Below are 19,952 nucleotides of genomic sequence, written 5' to 3'. Positions count from 1 at the left end.
GACGGGAGGTAAACGTGCAATTCAAAGCTATCTTACTAGGTGCCTTGCTGGCATCGACTTTCAGCGCCCCGGTTTATGCCCAGGCGAACACCGACATCACCGTAGTCCTGAGCGAGGAACTCGACCTGGTTGAGCCGTGCATGGCGACCCGTTCGAACATCGGCCGCGTGATCATGCAGAACATCAGCGAGACACTCACAGAGCTTGACGTGCGCGGCGACAAGGGGTTGATGGGCCGCCTCGCCGAAAGCTGGGAAGATCTGGGCGATGGTACCTGGCAGTTCAAGCTGCGCCAGAACGTAAAGTTCTCAGATGGCACTGACTTTGACGCCAACGACGTCAAGCACTCCTTCGAACGCGTGTTCAGCGATCAGATCACCTGCGAGAGCAAGCGCTACTTCGCTGATACCGAGCTGAGCTTCGACATCGTCGATCCGCACACGATCAACATCAAGGCCGAGCCCGCGCAACCGATCCTACCGCTGCTCATGACGCTCGTCACAATCGTGCCGGAAGAAACGCCGTTCGAGTTCGTGCGCAACCCAGTCGGCACTGGCCCCTATGTCCTCGCCGACTGGACAGCCGGCCAACAGATCGTTCTGGAGCGCCGCGACGACTACTGGGGCGAGCTGCCCGCCGTCACCAAGGCGACCTATGTGTTCCGTTCCGATCCGGCCGTTCGTGCGGCGATGGTTGAGACTGGCGAAGCTGACATCGCTCCGCAGATCACCGAAGTGGAAGCCACGAACCCGGCGACCGACTTCACTTACCCGAACGCTGAAACCGTCTACCTCCGCATCGACCAGTCGATCGAGCCGATGGGTGATATCCGCGTCCGCAAAGCCCTAAACGCCGCGATCGACCGCGAGGCCTTTATCGGAACCCTGCTCTCGGAAGGCACCCAGTTCGCCACCGCGATTGTTCCGCCGACCACGCTGGGCTGGAACCCGGACCTCGTGCCGCCCGCCTACGATCCGGAGCAGGCCAAAGCCTGGCTGGCCGAGGCTGAAGCCGATGGCGTCAACATCAAGGCCCCGATCGAAGTAATTGCCCGTACGGAGAACTTCCCGCACGTTGCCGAGGTCGGCGAAGCCATCGTCCAGATGCTCAGCGAGGTCGGGTTCAACGCTTCGCTGCGCATGGTGGAAGTGGCCGAGCACGAGCAGTACTACTCCAAGCCCTACCCCGAGGGACGTCCAGCCCAGCTTATTGTCGCCCAGCATGACAACGCTCGCGGCGATCCGGTGTTCTCCATGTACTTCAAGTATCACAGCCAGGGCACGCAGTCGGGCCTGAGCGACCCGAAGGTCGACGACCTGATCGAGCGCGCCAGCGCTGCGACGGGCGAGGAACGTGCAGCCCTCTGGTCGGAGCTCTTCGCGTACCTCCACGACGAAGTGGTCGCCGACGTACTGCTCTTCCACATGGTTGGCCACAGTCGCGTGAGCGAACGTCTCGATTTTACGCCCACTATTGCTACCAATCAGGAACTGCAGCTGAGCCAAATCGGCTTCAAGTGACCCTGTGCCAGTCAGACGGCGCCGCCATCCGGCGCCGCACAGTTTCCGAGGGACTGTCGGAATGATCAAACTGATCGGGCAACGCGCCATCGCGAGCATCTTTTCGCTGCTCGTCCTGATGGTGCTCGTCTTTTTCCTATCTCGCCTCACTGGGGACCCGGCAGTCCTGTTCCTGCCGATCGACGCCACCGAGCAGATGAAGGAAGAGTTCCGGCGCCTGCATGGCCTCGACCGTCCTGTCCTCGAGCAGTTCTGGTTCTATCTCCAGGACCTCGCGTATCTCGACTTCGGCGAGAGCCTCCGTAAGGCCCGCCCTGCCCTTGAGGTGGTCCTCGAGGCCTATGCCTGGACGCTGCCGCTCGCGCTCATCACCATGGCACTGGTTATGGTCGCGGCAATCGTCCTCGGCTCGCTGGCGGCCTTCAAGACCGGCGGCTTCTTCGACCGCCTCGTTTCCATCATTTCGCTCATTGGCGCGTCGGCGCCCGACTTCTGGATCGCCATCGTCGCGATCGTCATTTTTTCAATCGGCCTCGGGTGGTTGCCCACTTCCGGTGTCGGCACGCCAGTACACTGGATCCTGCCCGTGGCCGTCCTTTTCATCCGCCCCTTTGGACTGGTCGTTCAGGTCGTGCGCGGCTCTATGCTTGCTGCACTCCAAGCGCCCTATGTGAAGACAGCGCGCGCCAAGGGCGTGAAGAACCTGCCGCTGATCTTCGTTCATACGCTACGCAACGGCATGCTCCCCGTAATCACGGTGATGGGCGACCAGGCCGCCGCCCTGCTCAACGGTGCAGTGATCGTCGAGACGATCTTCGGCTTTCCGGGCATCGGCAAGCTCATGATCGACTCCATCCTTCAGCGCGACTTCAACGTCGTACTGGCGGCCATCATGGTCACGGCACTTGCCATCTTCATCATGAACGTCCTGATCGACATCGCCTACGGCCTGCTCGATCCGCGGATCCGGTACTAAGAGAGCAAGATGCCCGCCACCATTACCCAGGCTCCGACCACCGCGAGCGAGACCAAGGGACCAAACCTCATCTCGATGCTCTGGCGGGACAAGTTCGCCTTCGTCTCCGTCATCATCCTGCTGCTCATCCTCGTTTCTGCACTGATCGGCCCGGCCCTGCTTGGCGACGCGGCCACTCAGCAGAACCTGCGCGGACGCAACTTCCCGCCGTTCAGCTTCGAGCGCGGATGGTTGTTCTACCTCGGTGGCGACGCACTGGGGCGGTCGATGCTGGCGCGCCTGATAGTCGCCGCGCAGAGCACGATCGCGATCGCCGCCGGAACGGTGGCTGCGGCCATGGTCGTCGGGACGATCCTGGGCCTCATCGCCGGCTACATGGGCAAGGTCGTCTCGCAGGTTATCATGCGGCTGGCCGACGTCATCATGTCGTTCCCGTCGCTGCTGATCGCCGTGGTCGTGCTTTACGTTCTCGGACCTTCGATCCCGAACATGATCCTGGTGCTGGCCATCACACGCGTCCCGATCTACCTGCGCACGGCGCGCGCGGAAGTTCTGGAAGTACGCGAGCGGATGTTCGTGCAGGCCGCGATCGTCATGGGCGCCACGCATTCGCGCATCATTGTCAAGCACATCCTGCCGGTGATCGCGCCGACCATACTTACCATCGCGACGCTCGATTTCGCCTTCGTAATGCTGGCAGAATCCTCGCTCTCCTTCCTCGGCATCGGCGTGCAGCCACCCGACATCACCTGGGGGCTGATGGTCAGCCAGGGCAGGCCCTATCTCAGCTCCGCCTGGTGGCTCGCCTTCTGGCCGGGGTTGATGATCGTGATCGCCGCTCTTTCGCTGAACCTTCTTTCGAACTGGTTGCGCGTGGCGCTCGACCCCACACAGCGCTGGAGACTGGAAGCCAGGAGGACGAAAAGTGTCTGAAGCGCTGCTCACGGTCAAAAACCTCTCGGTGGACTTCCACACGGCTCGAGGCACCGTTCATGCTGTCAGGAATGTGAGCTGGTCCGTCTCCCGCGGAGAGACGCTGGCCATTCTCGGCGAAAGCGGTTCGGGCAAGTCGGTTTCGGCCAATGCCATAATGAACCTGCTGGACAGCCCACCGGCGGAGATCGTCTCCGGTGAAATCCTTTATGACGGCAAGGATCTGCTGAAGATCAGCCAGGAAGAGCATCGCGCCCTCAACGGCAAGAAGATCGCCATGATCTTTCAGGATCCGCTAGGGCATCTCAATCCGGTCTATTCGGTGGGCTGGCAGATAGTTGAGATGATGACAGCGCATGGTCGCCCGCACGACCTTGCGCACAAGCGCGCCCTAGAGCTGATCGCGCGGGTCGGCATTCCCGAGCCCGAAAAGGCGATGCGCAAATACCCGCATCAGTTCTCGGGCGGCCAGCGCCAGCGCTTGATGATCGCCATGGCGCTGATGCTCAAGCCGGATATCCTGATCGCGGACGAGCCGACCACGGCGCTCGATGTCACAATCCAGGCCGAAGTACTGGCGCTCCTCAAGGAGCTTCAGGCCGAAACTGACATGGCCCTCGTACTCATCTCGCACGATCTCGGCGTTGTGGCCGAGATTGCCGATCGCATCGTCGTCATGAATGAAGGCGAAATCGTCGAATCGGGGACGGTGCGCGAGGTCTATCATGAGGCCAAACACCCCTATACCCGGAAGCTTATCGCGGCCGCGCCGGGCAAGGGCGAGATCAAGATTCCCAACCGGTCATCACCGATCCTGCTCAGTGTCGAGAAGCTTAGCAAATCCTACCATTCCTTCCATGCCCTGAGGGATGCGTCCTTTACGGTGGCGAGGGCGCAGAGCCTCGCGATTGTCGGGGAAAGCGGCTCCGGCAAGTCCACTCTCGCACGCACCCTTCTTCGCCTTGAGACCGCCGATAGCGGCCATGTCTACTGGAAGGGCAAGGATCTCCTCACCATGAGCGCGCGTGAGCTTCTTGGGGTTCGCCGCGAGATTCAGATGGTCTTCCAGGACCCCACCCAGTCCCTCAATCCACGGATGTCCGTTTACGAATTGATCGCCGAAGGCTGGGACATCCACAAACTCATGCCTGCGAGGCAGGAGCGGCGCGCGCGCGTCATCGAGCTGCTGGAACAGGTAGGTCTCATAGCGGAGCATATCGACCGCTATCCGCACCAGTTTTCAGGCGGTCAGCGGCAGCGCATTGCGATCGCCCGCGCACTCGCGCTGGAACCGGAGCTTATTATCTGCGACGAGGCCGTATCCGCGCTCGACGTCTCCATCCAGGCGCAGGTCATCGCCCTGCTCGACAGCCTGCGCCAGAGACTCGGCATTTCCTTCATCTTCATCGCGCACGACCTTGGGGTGGTCCGCGACTTTGCCGACACCGTGATCGTGATGAAGGCAGGTGAAATCGTGGAAATGGGGCCGACGGCACAGATCTTCGAAGCTCCGCGCGAGCCATATACGAAGAAGCTGCTTGCCTCCAATCTTGATCCTGATCCGGATGTGCAGGCGAAGCGTCGGGCAATGGGTATCTATGCCTGAACTTGCCATCATCGCAGATGACCTCACGGGAGCGCTTGATACCGCCGCCCCGTTTGCCATGCGCGGCCTGTCAACCCATGCAGCGCTTGGCGTGGACAGCATCAGCGAAGCGTTGTCGGCGGGTCCACGGGTTCTCACCGTCTCCACCGACAGCCGTGAAGTTGCGCCTGACATAGCCCGGAAGCGGGTCGCGGAGATCGTCGCAGTGCTACCAAAAGGCACGAAGATCTTTAAGAAGATCGACTCGCGCCTGAAAGGCAATATCGCCGCTGAACTGGGTGCATTGCCCCACGCCAGAAGTATCGCAATACCTGCCATTCCTGCATTCAGGCGGCTGGTCGTGAACGGACATCTCACGGGGTTTGGGGTCGATAGCCCGACATCGGTCGCAGGGGCGCTGGGCGAATATGCGGCCCGCGCTCACATTCCGGATATCGTGACGGACGCTGACATCGACGCCGCGCTGGACGGTGACTACGACTTGCTCATCGGTGCGCGCGGCCTGGCGGACGCCTTTTCCCGCCGCTTGAGCAACCGCCTCCTCCCGCAGCCTGATCATTCCATGCGGCCGGCTTACGTGGTGATCGGCTCGACAGACCTGATTACGCTCCGCCAGGTCGAAGCCTTGTGCAAGGCACACCCTGAGATCGATTATATACCCGCTCCGAATGGGCAAGCGGACATTGCTGGACCTCTTAAAGAAGACATCATTCTGCTTCACGCCACACCCGGAGATCGCTCCGCTCCCCCGTCACAGGTAGCGAGCGCTCTTGCCTCCAGCCTTCAGGCCCTGGTCGCCTGCCGGCCCGCGCTCCTCGTACTCTCGGGCGGAGCAACGGCGCAAGCGGTTCTGCGCCGGTTTGATGTAAACACTCTCGAGGTTCTTGGAGAGGCGCTTCCAGGGCTGCCGGTTTCGCGCTCGGGTCACTTGACTGTTGTTACGAAATCGGGCGGTTTTGGCTCATCGGATACGCTTGTTCATCTTCTTTCTTCCGCAGCAACAGAAGCCAGGTGAACCTATGCTGGAAACCTCGGGTCGGCGAAGCCTATCGGATATGGTTTTTGAGCGGATCCAGAAGTCGATCAAGTCCGGGGCCTATGCCGTGGACGAACGCCTTCCGCCAGAGCACGCCCTGGCGGCGGAATTTCAGGTTTCCCGCCCGGTGGTGCGGGAAGCCTTGCGTCGCCTCCGGGATCAGGGATTGATCTATTCTCGTCGCGGCGCAGGCAGTTTTGTGCGCGAACAGGGCATTCGCGAGCCACTTGGCTTCGGACAGATTGAAAACCTGTCGGATCTTCAGCACTGCTACGAGTTCCGGTTGACGATCGAACCGGAGGCGGCGGCAATGGCTGCACAACGACGCAGCCCGGAAGCGCTGCAGAAGATCAAGCGCGCTCTGGCCCTTTTGCGCGATGCAACCAACCGCCAGGCGCATCGCGAAGACGCCGATTTCATGTTCCATCTATCGATCGCCCAGTCTTCGACCAACCCCTATTTCGTCACTGCGATGAAAGCCCTGGAGGAACATATTGCCGTTGGCATGCGTCTTCACGGCCTTTCGCTCAAGCGCATGGTTGACGGTCTCACCCATGTTCTTGTGGAGCACATGGCCATCACCGACGCCATTGAAGCCGGCGATGTCGAGGGAGCCAGAAACTTGATGCGTGCCCATCTCGCTGGTTCCCGCGACCGCCTATTTGGCACCACGACCAATGGAATGGGGCGCACTCCCGAGGAGCAGGTCGATCAATAGACGCGGCGACGGGTTGGCCGCTTGACGGTGTTGGAGGCGGTCTCGATGCAGGAACCGCCGAGGAAGCGGGAGAGTCCCTCTCAGGTTGAGGGCGTGTAGCCGATGGCGGCGAGCTCGGTTATTTGGCTGATCGGGTCGAGCTTCTCGCGCGGCCTGTTTAGATGTTTGGTCCCGGCATTTGAAACCCGAATCAACCCCTTGTGGCCAACAGGCTACTCATTGCACCCTGACGGGCTGAAACAGAACTTTGGGTCTGACATGAACACAAACTTGGTCCCTCACCACGTCCGTCGTCGTACGGGGGAGCCACCGACCAGATGGTGAATCCTGGATCCATCCTAGCATTCACTTACACGGGCGACGAAGCTAACGGCAACTCGGAGTGAGGCATACCTTACGTGGGGCCGCGTCGGCCCATCGGCGACTGCGGCCCGCGCATGTTGATGGGCGCGGCGGGAAGCTCGTCTGTATTTGCAGGTTCAAGGAAGCAAATCCTCCATTCATGTTGCGCAGTTACGCGCGCCAAAGTCGCGCGCGTTGGTCTTTCGGTGATCGCGGGAATGCAGACAAGGGGTCTTTCTTACCGGTAAGTCTGCACCGACACTCGGAATTGCTCTGAACGCTTCCGCATTCCAGATCGTGGCTGCCTTTCATAGGTCATACCGTACTCCCGTCTTGAAAATCCATTAGCGCTAATGTAATTGCATACCCATGAACGAGAAGACAAGACCCGGCCTCGGAGAACTGCTGCGCTATGTCGGGGAACTCGTCGAGCAGGGCAGCGAGGATTGCTATCGCACGCTCGGCCTCGATTATCGCCCCCGCTACACCCCTGTCATGCGCGCCCTCTCCGCTGGCGCGGAAACAGTCACCGAGATCGTGGCGCGCAGCTATCTGACGCAAGGGGCGATAAGCCAGACGGTTGCCCTCATGGCAAGGGATGGACTGATCGAGCATCATGCCTTGGGCGATGGCAGGAAGAACGGCATTCATCTCACGCCGAAGGGCCGCAACCTCCTCGCCAAACTCGTACGCCAGTGGGACACGATCTATCGGGCGATCGAAGCCCTGGAAAACGAGACCGGCTTTCCACTCCTCCGGGCGTTGGAGGAAACGGCCAGGGCGCTTGAAAGGAAGGGCTTTGCCGAGCGCCTGCGGGAGGCGGACGGTGAGCGATAGGACGCCGCCCCCCAACTGGTTCGAAAGCGGAGGCAAGGCCTACGCTGCCTTCCGGCCTGACTATCCGGACGCGCTTGTCGCCTATCTTGGGGAGATTGCGCCCGACCAGGATCTGGCCGTCGATGTCGGCTGCGGCACGGGCCAGCTGACGGCACTGCTCGCCCAGCATTTCCGGAAGGTGGTCGGCATAGACCCGAGCGCGGAGCAACTGGCAAATGCCAGCCAACACCCTCTGGTCGAATATGCGCAGGCCCATGCGGAAAGCCTCCCGCTGCCGGACGGTTGCGCCAGCCTCGTAGTGGCGGCGCAGGCGGCGCACTGGTTCGACCTGCCGAGATTCTATCGGGAGGTTCGGCGAATTGCGCGCAAACCCGCAGCACTTGCGCTTGTCGGCTACGGTGCCCCACGGTTTGAGGAGGGCAGCCTCCAGAGCCGCTTCGCACGGTTCTACGAGCAGGAGATCGGACCGTTCTGGCCGCCGGAAAGGCGTCTGGTCGATCAGGGCTACGCCACCATCGACTTCCCATTCCCGGAATTCGCGCCACCCCTCCTCTCCATCCAGCGACGGTGGGACCTCAATCAGGTGCTCGGATACTTCTCCACCTGGTCGGCTGTGAAGCGTGCAGTTCTGGCGGGGAAGGCCGAGATCATTCAGAGCTTCCAGGACGACCTGCGGTCGCTGTGGCAACGGGAAGACGAAGCGAAATCCATATGCTGGCCCATCATGATCCGTGCAGGAGCAATCGAATGACACGCGAACGTCCGGTCACGGTCCCTCAAGGCATTCGACACAGCGCCAGCATGATCGTCCAGCCGCAACATACCGTGCCGAAGGTGGAAGACTCCTGGCCCGGTTTCGTAAGGCATCGACACCGGCTTCAACAGCCGCTCGGCCCGGACAAACGCTTCAATCGGTAAGGCGGCTAACGGCAGGCTGTTCAAACCAGCTTTTGCGACTAGCTCTCTCGGATTCCCCCGGTATAGTAGCCCAACAAAGTTTCTCCGCGCCCGTTCCCGGCCTGAAGTCGGGAAACGACGGGACGCGAAAGCCGCCGCAAGGAGAAATCATGAATTTTGGTCTCGGCCCTATCCTCCTTGTACTTCTCCTGGTCATCGCCAGCTATGCAATCGTCATCTATAACGGCCTCGTAAGGGCGCGGCAGATCATGCGCGAAGCCTGGTCGGGGATCGACGTGCAGCTGAAACGCCGCGCGGACCTCATCCCCAACCTGATCGAGACGGTGAAGGGATATGTGCAGCACGAACGCGCGGTGCTCGAGGAGGTGACCGCGCTCCGCTCGCGCGCACAGAGCCTGCCGAGCGACGACGTTGCCGGCCGTGGCCAGGTGGAAGGCCTGCTCGGTCGGGCGCTCGGCCGGCTCTTTGCCGTGGCGGAGGCCTATCCGGATCTCAAGGCGAACGAGAATTTCAGGCAGCTGCAAAGCTCGCTGGAAACGCTCGAAAGCGAAATCCAGATGGCCCGCCGCTACTACAACGGCGCGGCGCGTGAGCTGAACATCAAGGTCGAAAGCTTCCCCTCCAATCTGGTCGCCAGCATGTTCGGCTTCAGCCAGGCGGAGTATTTCGAGATCGACAATGCGGAAGACCGCGCGGTACCGAAGGTCTCGTTCAGCTGACACATGGTGAAGCCGGCCGCGCAATTGCTCATTGCCTTTCTCCTTGTTCTCGGTTTCGCCCAAGGCGCAACCGCTGCAGAGGAAATCCGCAGCTTCCATGCGTTGATCGACGTGGGAAAGGACGGCACGCTCACCGTGACGGAGACCATCGAGGTCACCGTCGAGGGCCGGCAGATCTTGCGCGGCATCTACCGGGACATTCCGCTGCGCTATGAGGATGCCAATGGCCGCATGCGCGAGGTGGGGCTTGATGTGCTCGCGGTGACGCGAGACGGCAATACGGAGCCCTACGCCATTGAGCGGGATTCAGGCGTTCTGCGCATCCGCATCGGCGATGCGAACGTGCTGCTGCGGCATGGCGTGCATGTCTACGAGATTACCTACGAGACGACGCGCCAGATCCGCCATTTCGAGGATCACGACGAACTCTACTGGAATGTCACCGGCAATGGCTGGGATTTCCCGATCCTGGAGGCGACTGCGGAGGTCCGTTTGCCTCTCGGCGCCGGCGCGACCGGCATTACCTACTTCACTGGCCCCTATGGTTCGACTGAGCAGGCGGGCCGGGCCACACGACTTGACGGCGGAAACCGTATTCGTTTCGAGGCGACACGGGAGCTTGGCAGGCGCGAGGGGCTGACGGTAGTGGTCGCCTTTCCGAAAGGCATCGTGGCGCCGCCCTCGGCGGCGGAGCTGCGCGCCGACTGGTGGCGGGACAATCGGGAATGGATCGTCGGCATCGGCGGACTGGCCCTCATATTGACCTACTATCTCTGGGCCTGGCGGCGCGTGGGCCGCGATCCGCCGCGCGAGATCGTCATCCCGCGCTGGACACCGCCAAAGGGGATCTCCCCTGCCCTGGCCAATTACATTGAACAGCGCGGCTTCAGAGGTGGCGGATGGGACGCCTTTGCCGCATCTGTCATCGATCTTGCCGTCAAGGGGCATCTGGAACTTGAACAGCCGAGCAAGACCTTGACGATCCGCCGCAAGGGAAGCGGCATTCCGGACGGTATCGGCGTCGGCCAGCGCGCCATTCTCAAGGAGCTGCCCGAAGACGGCGATTCGCTCACGGTCGACAAGGCGAACGGCGAGACGATCCAGTCGATCGGCCACGCGTTTCGCAGCGCCATCGAAACGGAACATCGCAACGAGTTCTATCGCGGCAACACGCTCTATATCGCTGCCGGTGCTCTCGCATCGGTGGTGCTGCTCGTCTCCATCATCGCCTTGGGTGATTTCTCACCTCACGCGATCTCCGCGGCTTTCGGTATCATCGTGCCCTCCTTCCTGATCGCCATTGTCGCCATCAATGTCGGGCGCCGGTTTCGCCGGGCACACAGCCTGGCGAAACGGATATGGGCGGTGATCGTGACCGCATTTCTCGGCTATCTCGGCTTAAATCTGATCGGCGGACTTCTTCTGCTGTTGGTTCAGGCCGAGATGGATCCCCGCACACTTGCGGCCATCGCTGGACTGATACTGGCCAACCTCGTCTTCTTTTTCCTGATGGGCGCTCCGACGCCGGTCGGCCAGAAGCGCTCCGCCGAGATAGCAGGCCTGAGGCAATATCTGATGCTTGCTGAAAAGGAGCGTATGAGCATGCAGGGCGCGCCGGAGATGTCGCCGCAGCATTTCGAAACGCTGCTGCCCTATGCCGTGGCTCTCGGCGTCGAGAAGCCGTGGTCGCGGGCGTTCGACAACTGGCTGGCGACGGCGCTCGCCACGGGCGCCGCGACCTATACGGGCCCAGTCTGGTATCACGGCAGCAGTGTCAGCCCTGGCAGGCTCGGCTCCAGCCTTGGAAATATGGCAAGTTCACTCCCGAAAAGCTTCACCGCGTCCTTGCCCGCCCCGAAAAGCTCGTCCTCGGGCTTTTCGGGTGGCGGCTTCTCCGGAGGCGGTGGCGGCGGAGGTGGCGGAGGCGGTTGGTAGCTCCAGCAGCGCCGGCAGGATGGGCAGCATCACGGAAGCAGGCGAACCAGTCAGCGCGCCGTGTGCAGAAGCCGTGCAACCTGACCGGGCGCCCCGCCATCAGAGCGGCCCTTCCGAGTCGTGGCCGCGGGATTGACCCTAGGACGGGAGTAGGCCGCCCGCAGTGTCACGCTCCGGCCCCGCCGGTCCTGATAAAGTCCAGGAACGCGCGTAACGGCGGAGGAACCAGCCGGCGGCCGGGATAGTACAGGAACGGTCCGGAAAAAGGCTGCCACCAGTCCTGCAGCACAGGTTCCAGCGCACCGCTTTCGAAATACGGGCGCAGCCAGTCTTCAAATAAGCTGATGACCCCGCAACCTGCAACCGCCATGTCGATCATGAGATCGACCCCCGCACCAAGCGATACCACCAGCGGGCCCTGCACCTGGATGCGGATGACCTCACCGTCGCGCTCGAACTCCCAGCAGTCGGTAGTCACACCGCTCGCAAAGCGGCCGGTCAGGCAGGCGTGATTGAGCAGATCGCGCGGGTGCGTGGGACGGCCGCAGCGGTCAAGATATGCGGGCGCAGCGGCCGCGGCGGCGCGCTGCGTCCGCGGACCGATGGGAACGGCGATCATGTCCTGCTCGAGCCGTTCCTCGTACCGGATGCCGGCATCGCATCCCGACGCCAGGATGTCGACGAAGCCGTCCTCGACGACCACCTCCACCTTGATGTCCGGATAGGCGGCCATGAATCCGGGCAGGATCGAGGGTAGCACCACCCGCGCCGCGACCGTGGGCACGTTGAGGCGCAGGGTGCCAGACGGGTGATCGCGAAAGGTGTTCATCAGGTCGAGCGCCGCCTCCACCTCGCCGAGCGCCGGCCCCAGCCGCTCGATCAGCCGCGCGCCCGCTTCGGTCGGCGCCACACTGCGCGTGGTGCGATGCAGCAGGCGAACGCCTAGCCGTGCTTCCAGCCGCCGCACCGCTTCGCTGAGAGCCGAAGCGCTCATTCCGCTGGTGCGCGCAGCCCCGCGGAACCCACCCGCCCGCGCCACGGCAAGGAATGCGTTAAGGTCTCCGAGATCCGCTCGCATTGTTCGCCAATCCGCACAGCCCGTGCAGATAATGGCCGATTATCGCCCGCTTGTGCAATGACTAGATGTGTTGCCTCACCCACATGGAGGCCCACATGCAGATCATCGACAAGGCAGGAACCTACACGCTCGGCAGCCGCACCGTGAAGCGCCTCGGCTACGGCGCGATGCGGCTTGCCGGTCCCGGCGTCTTCGGGCCGCCCAGGGACACGGCAGAGGCCGCTGCGGTGCTGCGCGAAGCCGTAGCGCTCGGCATCAACCATATCGACACCAGCGACTATTACGGCCCATATGTCGTCAACCAGCTGATCCGCGAGACGCTGGCGCCCTACCCCGACGATCTCGTCATCGTCACCAAGATCGGCGCCCGTCGTGGCGAGGACGGATCCTGGCTTCCCGCAGCTTCTCCGGAAGAATTGCGACAGGCGGTTTACGACAATCTGCGCAATCTCCAACTCGACGTGCTGGACGTCGTTAACATGCGTTTCTGGGGCGACAACGGCCATGATCCGGCCGAGGGCAGCGTCGAGCCCGCCCTGGCGGTGCTCGCTGAGTTGCAGCGGGCAGGACTGATCCGCCACATCGGTCTCAGCAACGTCACCCCGCGGCAGGTCGAAGAGGCGCTCGGCATCTGTGAGATCGTCTGTGTCCAGAACCAGTACAACCTCGCGCACCGCGCCGACGACGCTTTGATAGACACACTGGCGGCCCGGGCGATCGCCTATGTTCCCTTCTTCCCGCTCGGCGGCTTCAGCCCCCTGCAGTCCGAGACGCTCTCCCGTGTCGCTAGGCAACTGGAAGCAACCCCGATGCAGGTGGCGCTCGCCTGGCTTCTTCAGCGCTCGCCCAACATTCTCCTGATCCCCGGCACTTCGTCGCTCGCGCATCTGCGCGAGAACGTAGCCGCCGCGGCGATCGAACTGCCGGACGAAGCCATCGCAGCGCTGGACGGGATCGGGGCAATGCCTCACCCGGCATAAGTGACAGGCACCTGAGGCAGATTTTGCCTCAGGGACTGTCCGCAATCGTGCTGCGCAGTGTGCCCCGCCCGAAGAGAAGCGGCGGGGCACGTTGCGGAAGTGAATTGCTTCTATGCGGCCCGGAACTCCGCAGTGGGCCTGATGTTCTGGTTCATTCTGAAGAAGTTCGTCGGATCGTACTTTCTCTTCACCTCCACCAGGCGCTGGAAATTCGATCCGTAGGCCGCTTCCACCCGCTCTGTCTCATCCTCGGGCATGAAATTTATGTAGGCAGTTCCGGCAGCATAGGGCTTCGTGTCCTCGAACAGGCCGCGCGCCCAGTCGATACAGGGCCGATCCATACGGATTTCGCGCCAGCGGGCATGGACGTTCATCACGTAGTGCGAGCTTCGCTGCGGGAAGGCGGTCGCATCCGGCGCTATACGGCCGGAAGCACCTCCGACATGCCCGACGAACACCTCGCATTCGGGTCCTGGCAGACGGCGAATGGCGTCGATCAGGACATCGATGAGTCCGTCAGACAGTTCGATGAAGTCGTGGCTCTTCCAGTAGTTCCGGGCGCCAGGTGCAAGCAGAGGATCAAATGCCTGCTGCCATCCGACCAGCGTATTCTCTCCGACCACGTCGGCAATCGGCGTTCCTATGGATCGCAACTGCGCGGTTGCCCGCTCCCCCTCATCAAGATCGCCGCAATAGCACATTGCGAGGACGAGAATCTCCTTCCCGTGCCATTCGGCGGGCAGGAACGGCAGCGGCGGCGCCTGCCTCATGACGACCCAGCAGGTGAGTTCGTCAGGCGCCGATTCCAGGGCCTTCCGATACTCTTTCAGAACGGATGCAGCCTCGGCGAACGGATGAACGACGAGGCCGGACAGCACCTGCCGGCCAACCTGGTGAAGCTGGAACTCGAAACCAGTCACCACCCCGAAGTTGCCGCCGCCGCCCCGGATCGCCCAAAAAAGATCCGAAGCCTCGGTGAGGCTCGTCCGCAGCAGCTCCCCGTCCGCAGTCACCACGTCGGCGGCCATCAGGTTATCGAGTGTGAGGCCGTACTTGCGTGTAAGCCACCCGAAGCCTCCGCCGAGCGTCAGACCGGCAATTCCCGTGGTGGAATTGATCCCGGTCGGAAGCGCCATTGCGAATGACTGCGTTTCCTTGTCCACATCGGCAAGCAGAGCCCCCGGCTCGACCCATGCCCGCTGGATCGACGGGTCCACCCGCACCGATCTCATTTGGGAGAGATCGATGAGCACGCCGCCGTCGCAAACAGCGTTGCCGGCGATGTTATGGCCGCCGCCTCGAACGGACACGAGCAGGCCGTGTTCCCGCGCGAAACGCACCGTTTGGATCACATCCGACACGCCAGCGCATCGGACGATCAGGCCGGGCCGCCGGTCGATCATGGCATTCCAGACGGAGCGCGCCTCATCATAGGCGGCGTTGTCGGGTTCGAGAATGGTGCCGCGCAGTCTCGCCTCGAGCGCTTCGATCTCCGCGGCGTTCACTGTGGTTGTTCCTGAATCGAATTTGACGATGGTAGCGTCAAGCATGACGGGCTCCTCCCAGCGCTTGGATTACCCCACCGCTGAACGCATGGTGCGCCTGTGCAGTCACGTTGGCAACTGAATGTTCATGCTCGACGGCCGCGGATATGGCAGAAGTGACCCGCGGCGAGAGGGAGGGGCGTTAAATCCGCAGTTAGACCTACAGCGACAGGCTCAATCATCACCGGCCGGCACGCGGTCGCGCACAGCACTACAGCGGCGTAGCGAACATTGCGTTGAAAAAGGTGCCGACCTTACCCGCAAGGAAGCTGCCGATCGCCGGGACAGCTCGCGCGTACCCTACCGTGTTTAGCCAAAAGGCGCCGTCACGCCGCCTGCACCAGGGGCCGGATCGCCCGGCCGGCCTTGTCGAAAACATGCAGGTGCTCCCGCGCGATCTCCAGCCCCACCTCTTGGCCGTTCGCGGGCACTGCTGGCCCATTTGCGATCACCAGCGCTGTTTCGCCTTCTTCAAGTTCCACATGAAGAAGGGTCGCGGCGCCCGTATATTCGCTGAGCGCCACGCGACCGCGCAGGAGACCCGATTCCGGAGCTGTGAGCGAGATGTGCTCGGGCCGCATGCCGACGCCCTCGGCGGCGCCGATGTTGAGCCCCCGCGCCGCCAGGCGGCCCGCCACGGCGCGTGCGGGCAGCACGTTCATACGCGGGCTGCCGATGAACTGCGCGACGAAGAGATTGGCCGGGCTCTCATAGAGTTCGCGCGGCGTTCCCACCTGCTCGATCACGCCTTCGCGCAGGACGACGATCCTGTCCGCCAGGGTCATGGCCTCGATCTGGTCATGCGTGACATAGATCATCGTGTTTTCGAGCCGCTGGTGCAGCGCCGCGATTTCGGAGCGCATGTGCACGCGTAGCTCGGCGTCGAGATTGGAAAGAGGCTCGTCGAACAGGAACACCTGCGGATTGCCGACGATGGCGCGGCCGATCGCCACCCGCTGGCGCTGGCCGCCGGAAAGCTCGCGCGGATAGCGGTCCAGAAGCGCCTCGAGCTTGAGCGAGGCCGCCGCTTCCCGTACCCGCCGCTCGCGCTCGCTGGCGGGCACCTTGCGCACCTTCAGGCCGAAGGCCATGTTGTCCCTCACCGTCAGGTGCGGATAGAGTGCGTAGGACTGGAAGACCATGGCGACCCCGCGCTGCGCGGCCTGCACGTCGTTGACCTTCCGCTCGCCGATGTAGATTTCGCCCTCGGTGATGTCCTCGAGGCCCGCGATCATCCGCAGAAGCGTGGATTTTCCGCAGCCCGACGGCCCGACGAAGACGACGAATTCCCCGTCCGCAATCTCGAGGTCTACGCCCTTGATCACCTGGGTCGCGCCGAAGCTCTTCTTGATGTTGCGGAGTGTGAGGCTGGTCATGGTCTATCCCTTTACCCCCGAGAGGGCGAAGCTCTCGATGATCTGCCGCTGCGCGATCAGATAGACGATCAGGATCGGCACGACGGCCAGGCTGGTTGCCGCAAGCTGCAGGTGCCAGAGCGGCAGGCCGTACGAGTCTGTGAAGTTGCTGAGCGCAAGCGGCAGAGTGAATTTCTCGAGCGAGCTGATGAAGACCAGCGGCTCGAGGAACAGATTCCAGGAAAAGAGGAAGGTGATGATGGAGACGGCGGCGAGCGCCGGCCGCGACATGGGCAGCGCGATGCGCCACCAGATGCCGAAGGGCGACAGCCCGTCCATCTTGCCGGCCTCCTCCAGTTCCTTGGGGATGGCGAGGAAATACTGACGCATCAGGAACGTTGCCATCACGCCGTGCGAGCCAAAGACCGGCAACAGGATGAGCGGCGCATGCGTGTCCATGAGGCCCATCCAGCGGATGAGGAAGAAGTTCGGGATGATGGTCACCTCCTCCGGCACCATGAGGGCCGAAAGCAGGAAGAGCATCAGGAGCCCCGCCCCGGCAAAGCGCATGCGGGCGAGCGCGTAGCCCGCAAGCGAGGAGATCACCAGCGTCAGCCCGGTGACGGCGACGGCGATATAGAGCGAGTTGAAATACTGCCGGGCAAAGGGCTGGTATTCGAAGACCTCGAGATAGTTCTGCCAGCGCCATACGCGGGGAATGAGCGAGGGCTGCCCGAAGATCTCCGTCGCGCTCTTGAAGCCCGAGGAAACCATCCACAGGAACGGGAAGACGAAGGGCACCGCGACGACGAGCAGCGCGACGGTCCAGCAGATGCGGGCAATGATCCTGGCCTGGCGAACGGTCAGCGTCATTGCATGTCCCTCCGCCTCAGCGTCATCTGCACGACGGTCAGAACGAGCACGATGACGAACATGATCATGGCGAGCGCCGAAGCGTAGCCGACATTGAAGAACTTGAAGCCCTGCTCGTAGATGTAGAAGGCAAGCACCAGCGTTCCGTTCTCCGGGCCTCCGCCGGTCATCAGATAGATGTGGTCGAAGACCTTGAATGAACCGATCATGGTGATGACGAAGATCACCAGCGTCGTGGGCGCAAGCAGCGGCCAGATGACCATGCGGAAGATCTGCCAGTTAGACGCGCCTTCGAGCCGCGCCGCCGCCTCATAGTCGCGCGGAATGGCCTGAAGCGCGGCGATGTAGAGGATCATGTTGAGCCCGACCATCTTGATCACGCGGGTGACGATTACGGCGACCATCGCCCAGTCGGGCTCGCGCAGCCAGTTGGGACCATCGATGCCCACCAGCGCCAGCATCTGATTGACGGCACCGCCCTCCCCCTGCAGTAGGAAGCGCCAGACGATCGCCCAGGCGACGGCGGAGGTCACCACCGGCGCGAAGAAGACCGTGCGGAAGAAGATCACGCCGCGAAAAGGCCGTGAAAGCGCAAGCGCCAGGGAAAGCGCCAACGCCATGTTGAGCGGCACGAGCCCCATCGCGAAGACGAAGGAATTGCGCAGCACATGCCAGAAGTCGGGATTGTGCGACAGCGCATCCACATAGTTCTTGACGCCGACGAAAGTGGCCTGCTGCGTGAGCAGGTTCCACTCCGTCAGGCTGAAATAGACGACGGCGGCGAGCGGCCCTAGGAAAAAGAGGAGGAAGCCTGCGACGGTCGGGCTAACGAACAGCCACGCCTCGATGGCCTCCCGCTGCCGGAGCGTAAGCCTCGGCGCGCGCCATGAGCGCGCCGAGCCTTTTTCTGTAAGGGCGTCCGCCATCGCCGTAGCGCTTACAGAAGCGGCTCGATGGCGGCGCAGACGTCGGCGAGCGCCTGCTCGACGTTCGCATCCGCCTTCCAGAGAGCGTCCACCTTGGGCGCCATGGCGGCAAGGATCTGCGGGCTCTTCTCATGGCTCGGCAGCACCTTGCCTTTGGCGATCGCGTCGCTCACATAGGCCATCTGCTCCGCTGGAATGAGAGAATTGGCGGACGTGAAGGCCTCGCTGTCCAGCACCGACTTGCGCGCGGGCGGGAAGAACTGCGCCATCTTGGCCACGTTCTCCTTGTTGGTCATGTGGGCAACGAACTCGGCGGCGAGTTCCTTCTGCACGCCGCGCTCGAAAACCACGATCGCCGCCTGCCCAATCACCGGTGACTCGCCCGCCGGCCCCGAAGGCAGCGGCGCGATACCCCAGTCGAAGCCCGCTTCCGGCATCTTCGAGGCACGCGAGATCTGGTTGATGGTCATTGCGGAGGAACCGGAGAAATAGTCGCCCTGCTCGCCCGGCGGCACGATGGACTTATCCTTGAAGACCATGTCGTGGAGCTGCTGGACGGCGGCAATCGCCTCCGGCTTATCGAAGCCGCATTCGCCGTTGGCCCAGACGTCGCCGCCATAAGCCCTGATCGGCGGCATGAGAGCGTGCATGATGCGCGAGTCGTAACCCTGCCCATCCTTGAACTCGAAGCCCCACTTGCCGGTCTTTTCCTTAATCGTCTTGGCGACGTCCTGGAACGTGTCCATGTTCCATTTGCCGGCGGCCGCAAGCTGCAGCGGATCTTCCAGCCCTGCCTCGTCGAACAGGGTCTTGTTGAAGTAGATCATGAAGGGCGACGTGGAGAAAGGCACGCCATAGACGGCCTCGCCATCGACCCATAGGCCGAGTGCCGGCTCCGAATAATCGGCAAAGTCGTAGCCTTCGGCCGAGCGAAGGGTCGACCCCAGATCCATCAGAACGCCGGCAGCGGCAAAGGTGGGGGCCGCATCTTCCATCATCCAGCCGAGATCCGGCGGGTTGCCGCCGGCGAGCTGGAAGGTGAGCTTCTGCGTGTAGTCGGCTGCGGGAATGGTCTCGAAACGGACGGTGACGTCCGGATGCGTGGCCTTGAAGCTCTCGGCGATCTCGTTGAGCATCTTCAGATGCGCTTCGCTGCCCGTCCAGACCGTGAAGCGTAGTTCTTCGGCAAGGGCCTGGCCGGAGACCAGGCCGAGCGCAAGGACCGTCGATGCCGTGAGAGTTCTCATTCGATGTTTCATGGAAATTCCTCCCTGAACGTGTCAACGGCGGTGCAAAATCCGGCCACGCGGCGGCGCAAAACCAGGCCAGGTGGCAGTGGCCTGCGCCATGGCGCGCGCGCTTACCAATAGCTGGCGCGTGCCATGGCGCATTGGCCTCTTTGGGCCAAAACGAGCGATCTGATCTCAGGACTTTTGTTGCCGCTTTCGGGCAGTGCTGTTGGCGAGGCGATAGCTCTCGCCGTTCATCTCGAGGATGCTGACGTGGTGGGTCAGCCGGTCGAGCAGTGCGCCGGTGAGGCGCTCGGAGCCGAAGGTCTCGGTCCATTCATCGAAGGGCAGATTGCTGGTGATCAGGGTCGAGCCGCGCTCGTAGCGGCTGGCCTCTTTCTGGTGACCAGCGTCATAGCTGCTGCCA

General features: G+C 62.5%; 17 protein-coding genes and 1 pseudogene. 11 read left to right on the top strand and 7 right to left on the bottom strand.

Annotation, left to right across the window (positions count from 1 at the left end; all coding sequences use genetic code 11):
* Positions 1 to 14 precede the first annotated feature (14 nt).
* The 10 genes from NYR54_RS12415 to NYR54_RS12370 all read left to right on the top strand — a co-directional run bounded on the left by NYR54_RS12415 (position 15) and on the right by NYR54_RS12370 (position 11,540).
* Positions 15 to 1,520 (top strand): ABC transporter substrate-binding protein, encoded by a 1,506-nt coding sequence (locus NYR54_RS12415; protein ID WP_261515977.1) that lies wholly within the window; start codon positions 15 to 17, stop codon positions 1,518 to 1,520.
* A gap of 61 nt (positions 1,521 to 1,581) precedes the next feature.
* Positions 1,582 to 2,496, top strand: coding sequence for an ABC transporter permease (locus tag NYR54_RS12410; protein ID WP_261515976.1), 915 nt, complete (start codon positions 1,582 to 1,584; stop codon positions 2,494 to 2,496).
* A gap of 9 nt (positions 2,497 to 2,505) precedes the next feature.
* Positions 2,506 to 3,429 (top strand): ABC transporter permease, encoded by a 924-nt coding sequence (locus tag NYR54_RS12405; RefSeq protein WP_261515975.1) that lies wholly within the window; start codon positions 2,506 to 2,508, stop codon positions 3,427 to 3,429.
* Positions 3,422 to 5,035 (top strand): ABC transporter ATP-binding protein, encoded by a 1,614-nt coding sequence (locus NYR54_RS12400; RefSeq protein WP_261515974.1) that lies wholly within the window; start codon positions 3,422 to 3,424, stop codon positions 5,033 to 5,035. Before NYR54_RS12405 ends, NYR54_RS12400 begins: the two co-directional genes overlap by 8 nt.
* Positions 5,028 to 6,050, top strand: coding sequence for a four-carbon acid sugar kinase family protein (locus NYR54_RS12395; RefSeq protein WP_261515973.1), 1,023 nt, complete (start codon positions 5,028 to 5,030; stop codon positions 6,048 to 6,050). The genes NYR54_RS12400 and NYR54_RS12395 overlap by 8 nt, the downstream gene beginning before the upstream one ends.
* Before the next feature lie 4 nt (positions 6,051 to 6,054).
* Positions 6,055 to 6,789 (top strand): FadR/GntR family transcriptional regulator, encoded by a 735-nt coding sequence (locus tag NYR54_RS12390; protein WP_261515972.1) that lies wholly within the window; start codon positions 6,055 to 6,057, stop codon positions 6,787 to 6,789.
* Between the two features lie 711 nt (positions 6,790 to 7,500).
* Complete coding sequence (locus tag NYR54_RS12385) at positions 7,501 to 7,968, top strand: MarR family winged helix-turn-helix transcriptional regulator (RefSeq protein ID WP_261515971.1); 468 nt, start codon at positions 7,501 to 7,503, stop codon at positions 7,966 to 7,968.
* Complete coding sequence (locus tag NYR54_RS12380; RefSeq protein ID WP_261515970.1) at positions 7,958 to 8,719, top strand: class I SAM-dependent methyltransferase; 762 nt, start codon at positions 7,958 to 7,960, stop codon at positions 8,717 to 8,719. Before NYR54_RS12385 ends, NYR54_RS12380 begins: the two co-directional genes overlap by 11 nt.
* A 316-nt stretch (positions 8,720 to 9,035) precedes the next feature.
* Positions 9,036 to 9,605, top strand: coding sequence for a LemA family protein (locus NYR54_RS12375; protein WP_261515969.1), 570 nt, complete (start codon positions 9,036 to 9,038; stop codon positions 9,603 to 9,605).
* 3 nt (positions 9,606 to 9,608) lie between these two features.
* Complete coding sequence (locus NYR54_RS12370; RefSeq protein ID WP_261515968.1) at positions 9,609 to 11,540, top strand: DUF2207 domain-containing protein; 1,932 nt, start codon at positions 9,609 to 9,611, stop codon at positions 11,538 to 11,540.
* Between the two features lie 166 nt (positions 11,541 to 11,706).
* On the opposite strand, the gene NYR54_RS12365 is transcribed toward NYR54_RS12370, so the two are convergent.
* Positions 11,707 to 12,618, bottom strand: a complete 912-nt coding sequence (locus NYR54_RS12365) for a LysR family transcriptional regulator (protein WP_261515967.1) — start codon at positions 12,616 to 12,618, stop codon at positions 11,707 to 11,709.
* Positions 12,619 to 12,713: 95 nt separating this feature from the next.
* Between NYR54_RS12365 and NYR54_RS12360 the strand changes: the two genes are divergently transcribed.
* Positions 12,714 to 13,598: an aldo/keto reductase family oxidoreductase gene (locus tag NYR54_RS12360; protein WP_261515966.1), complete on the top strand. Its 885-nt coding sequence runs from the start codon at positions 12,714 to 12,716 to the stop codon at positions 13,596 to 13,598.
* 110 nt (positions 13,599 to 13,708) lie between these two features.
* Here the strand turns inward: NYR54_RS12360 and NYR54_RS12355 are convergent, their stop codons facing one another.
* From NYR54_RS12355 to NYR54_RS12330, 6 genes and pseudogenes are all read right to left on the bottom strand, one after another.
* Positions 13,709 to 15,148, bottom strand: a complete 1,440-nt coding sequence (locus tag NYR54_RS12355) for an FAD-binding oxidoreductase (protein ID WP_261515965.1) — start codon at positions 15,146 to 15,148, stop codon at positions 13,709 to 13,711.
* A gap of 320 nt (positions 15,149 to 15,468) precedes the next feature.
* Positions 15,469 to 16,518: an ABC transporter ATP-binding protein gene (locus NYR54_RS12350; protein ID WP_279327515.1), complete on the bottom strand. Its 1,050-nt coding sequence runs from the start codon at positions 16,516 to 16,518 to the stop codon at positions 15,469 to 15,471.
* Between the two features lie 3 nt (positions 16,519 to 16,521).
* Entirely contained in the window at positions 16,522 to 17,364 is an 843-nt protein-coding gene (locus NYR54_RS12345; RefSeq protein WP_261515992.1) for a carbohydrate ABC transporter permease, read from the bottom strand.
* 2 nt (positions 17,365 to 17,366) lie between these two features.
* On the bottom strand, positions 17,367 to 18,296 hold the full coding sequence (locus NYR54_RS12340; protein ID WP_261515964.1) for a carbohydrate ABC transporter permease: 930 nt from the start codon (positions 18,294 to 18,296) through the stop codon (positions 17,367 to 17,369).
* A gap of 11 nt (positions 18,297 to 18,307) precedes the next feature.
* Positions 18,308 to 19,543 (bottom strand): ABC transporter substrate-binding protein, encoded by a 1,236-nt coding sequence (locus NYR54_RS12335; protein ID WP_261515963.1) that lies wholly within the window; start codon positions 19,541 to 19,543, stop codon positions 18,308 to 18,310.
* Positions 19,544 to 19,720: 177 nt separating this feature from the next.
* A pseudogene (locus tag NYR54_RS12330) lies at positions 19,721 to 19,918 on the bottom strand (ATP-binding protein); the annotation flags it as partial.
* Between the last annotated feature and the right edge of the window lie 34 nt (positions 19,919 to 19,952).

The sequence above is a fragment of the Chelativorans petroleitrophicus genome (assembly GCF_025398195.1).
In the GTDB taxonomy this organism is placed as follows: Bacteria; Pseudomonadota; Alphaproteobacteria; order Rhizobiales; family Rhizobiaceae; genus Chelativorans; species Chelativorans petroleitrophicus.
The sequence above is the reverse complement of the archived record's forward strand: the minus strand, read 5'-3'. Positions and strand labels throughout refer to the sequence as shown.

Bases quoted from the DNA above. Each gene is read 5' to 3' on its own strand.
- NYR54_RS12375 (WP_261515969.1), top strand. From the start codon at position 9,036: ATGAATTTTGGTCTCGGCCCTATCCTCCTTGTACTTCTCCTGGTCATC.
- NYR54_RS12385 (WP_261515971.1), top strand. From the start codon at position 7,501: ATGAACGAGAAGACAAGACCCGGCCTCGGAGAACTGCTGCGCTATGTC.
- NYR54_RS12340 (WP_261515964.1), bottom strand. From the start codon at position 18,296: ATGGCGGACGCCCTTACAGAAAAAGGCTCGGCGCGCTCATGGCGCGCG.
- NYR54_RS12360 (WP_261515966.1), top strand. From the start codon at position 12,714: ATGCAGATCATCGACAAGGCAGGAACCTACACGCTCGGCAGCCGCACC.
- NYR54_RS12365 (WP_261515967.1), bottom strand. From the start codon at position 12,618: ATGCGAGCGGATCTCGGAGACCTTAACGCATTCCTTGCCGTGGCGCGG.
- NYR54_RS12335 (WP_261515963.1), bottom strand. From the start codon at position 19,543: ATGAGAACTCTCACGGCATCGACGGTCCTTGCGCTCGGCCTGGTCTCC.
- NYR54_RS12350 (WP_279327515.1), bottom strand. From the start codon at position 16,518: ATGACCAGCCTCACACTCCGCAACATCAAGAAGAGCTTCGGCGCGACC.
- NYR54_RS12410 (WP_261515976.1), top strand. From the start codon at position 1,582: ATGATCAAACTGATCGGGCAACGCGCCATCGCGAGCATCTTTTCGCTG.
- NYR54_RS12405 (WP_261515975.1), top strand. From the start codon at position 2,506: ATGCCCGCCACCATTACCCAGGCTCCGACCACCGCGAGCGAGACCAAG.
- NYR54_RS12370 (WP_261515968.1), top strand. From the start codon at position 9,609: ATGGTGAAGCCGGCCGCGCAATTGCTCATTGCCTTTCTCCTTGTTCTC.
- NYR54_RS12395 (WP_261515973.1), top strand. From the start codon at position 5,028: ATGCCTGAACTTGCCATCATCGCAGATGACCTCACGGGAGCGCTTGAT.
- NYR54_RS12355 (WP_261515965.1), bottom strand. From the start codon at position 15,148: ATGCTTGACGCTACCATCGTCAAATTCGATTCAGGAACAACCACAGTG.
- NYR54_RS12390 (WP_261515972.1), top strand. From the start codon at position 6,055: ATGCTGGAAACCTCGGGTCGGCGAAGCCTATCGGATATGGTTTTTGAG.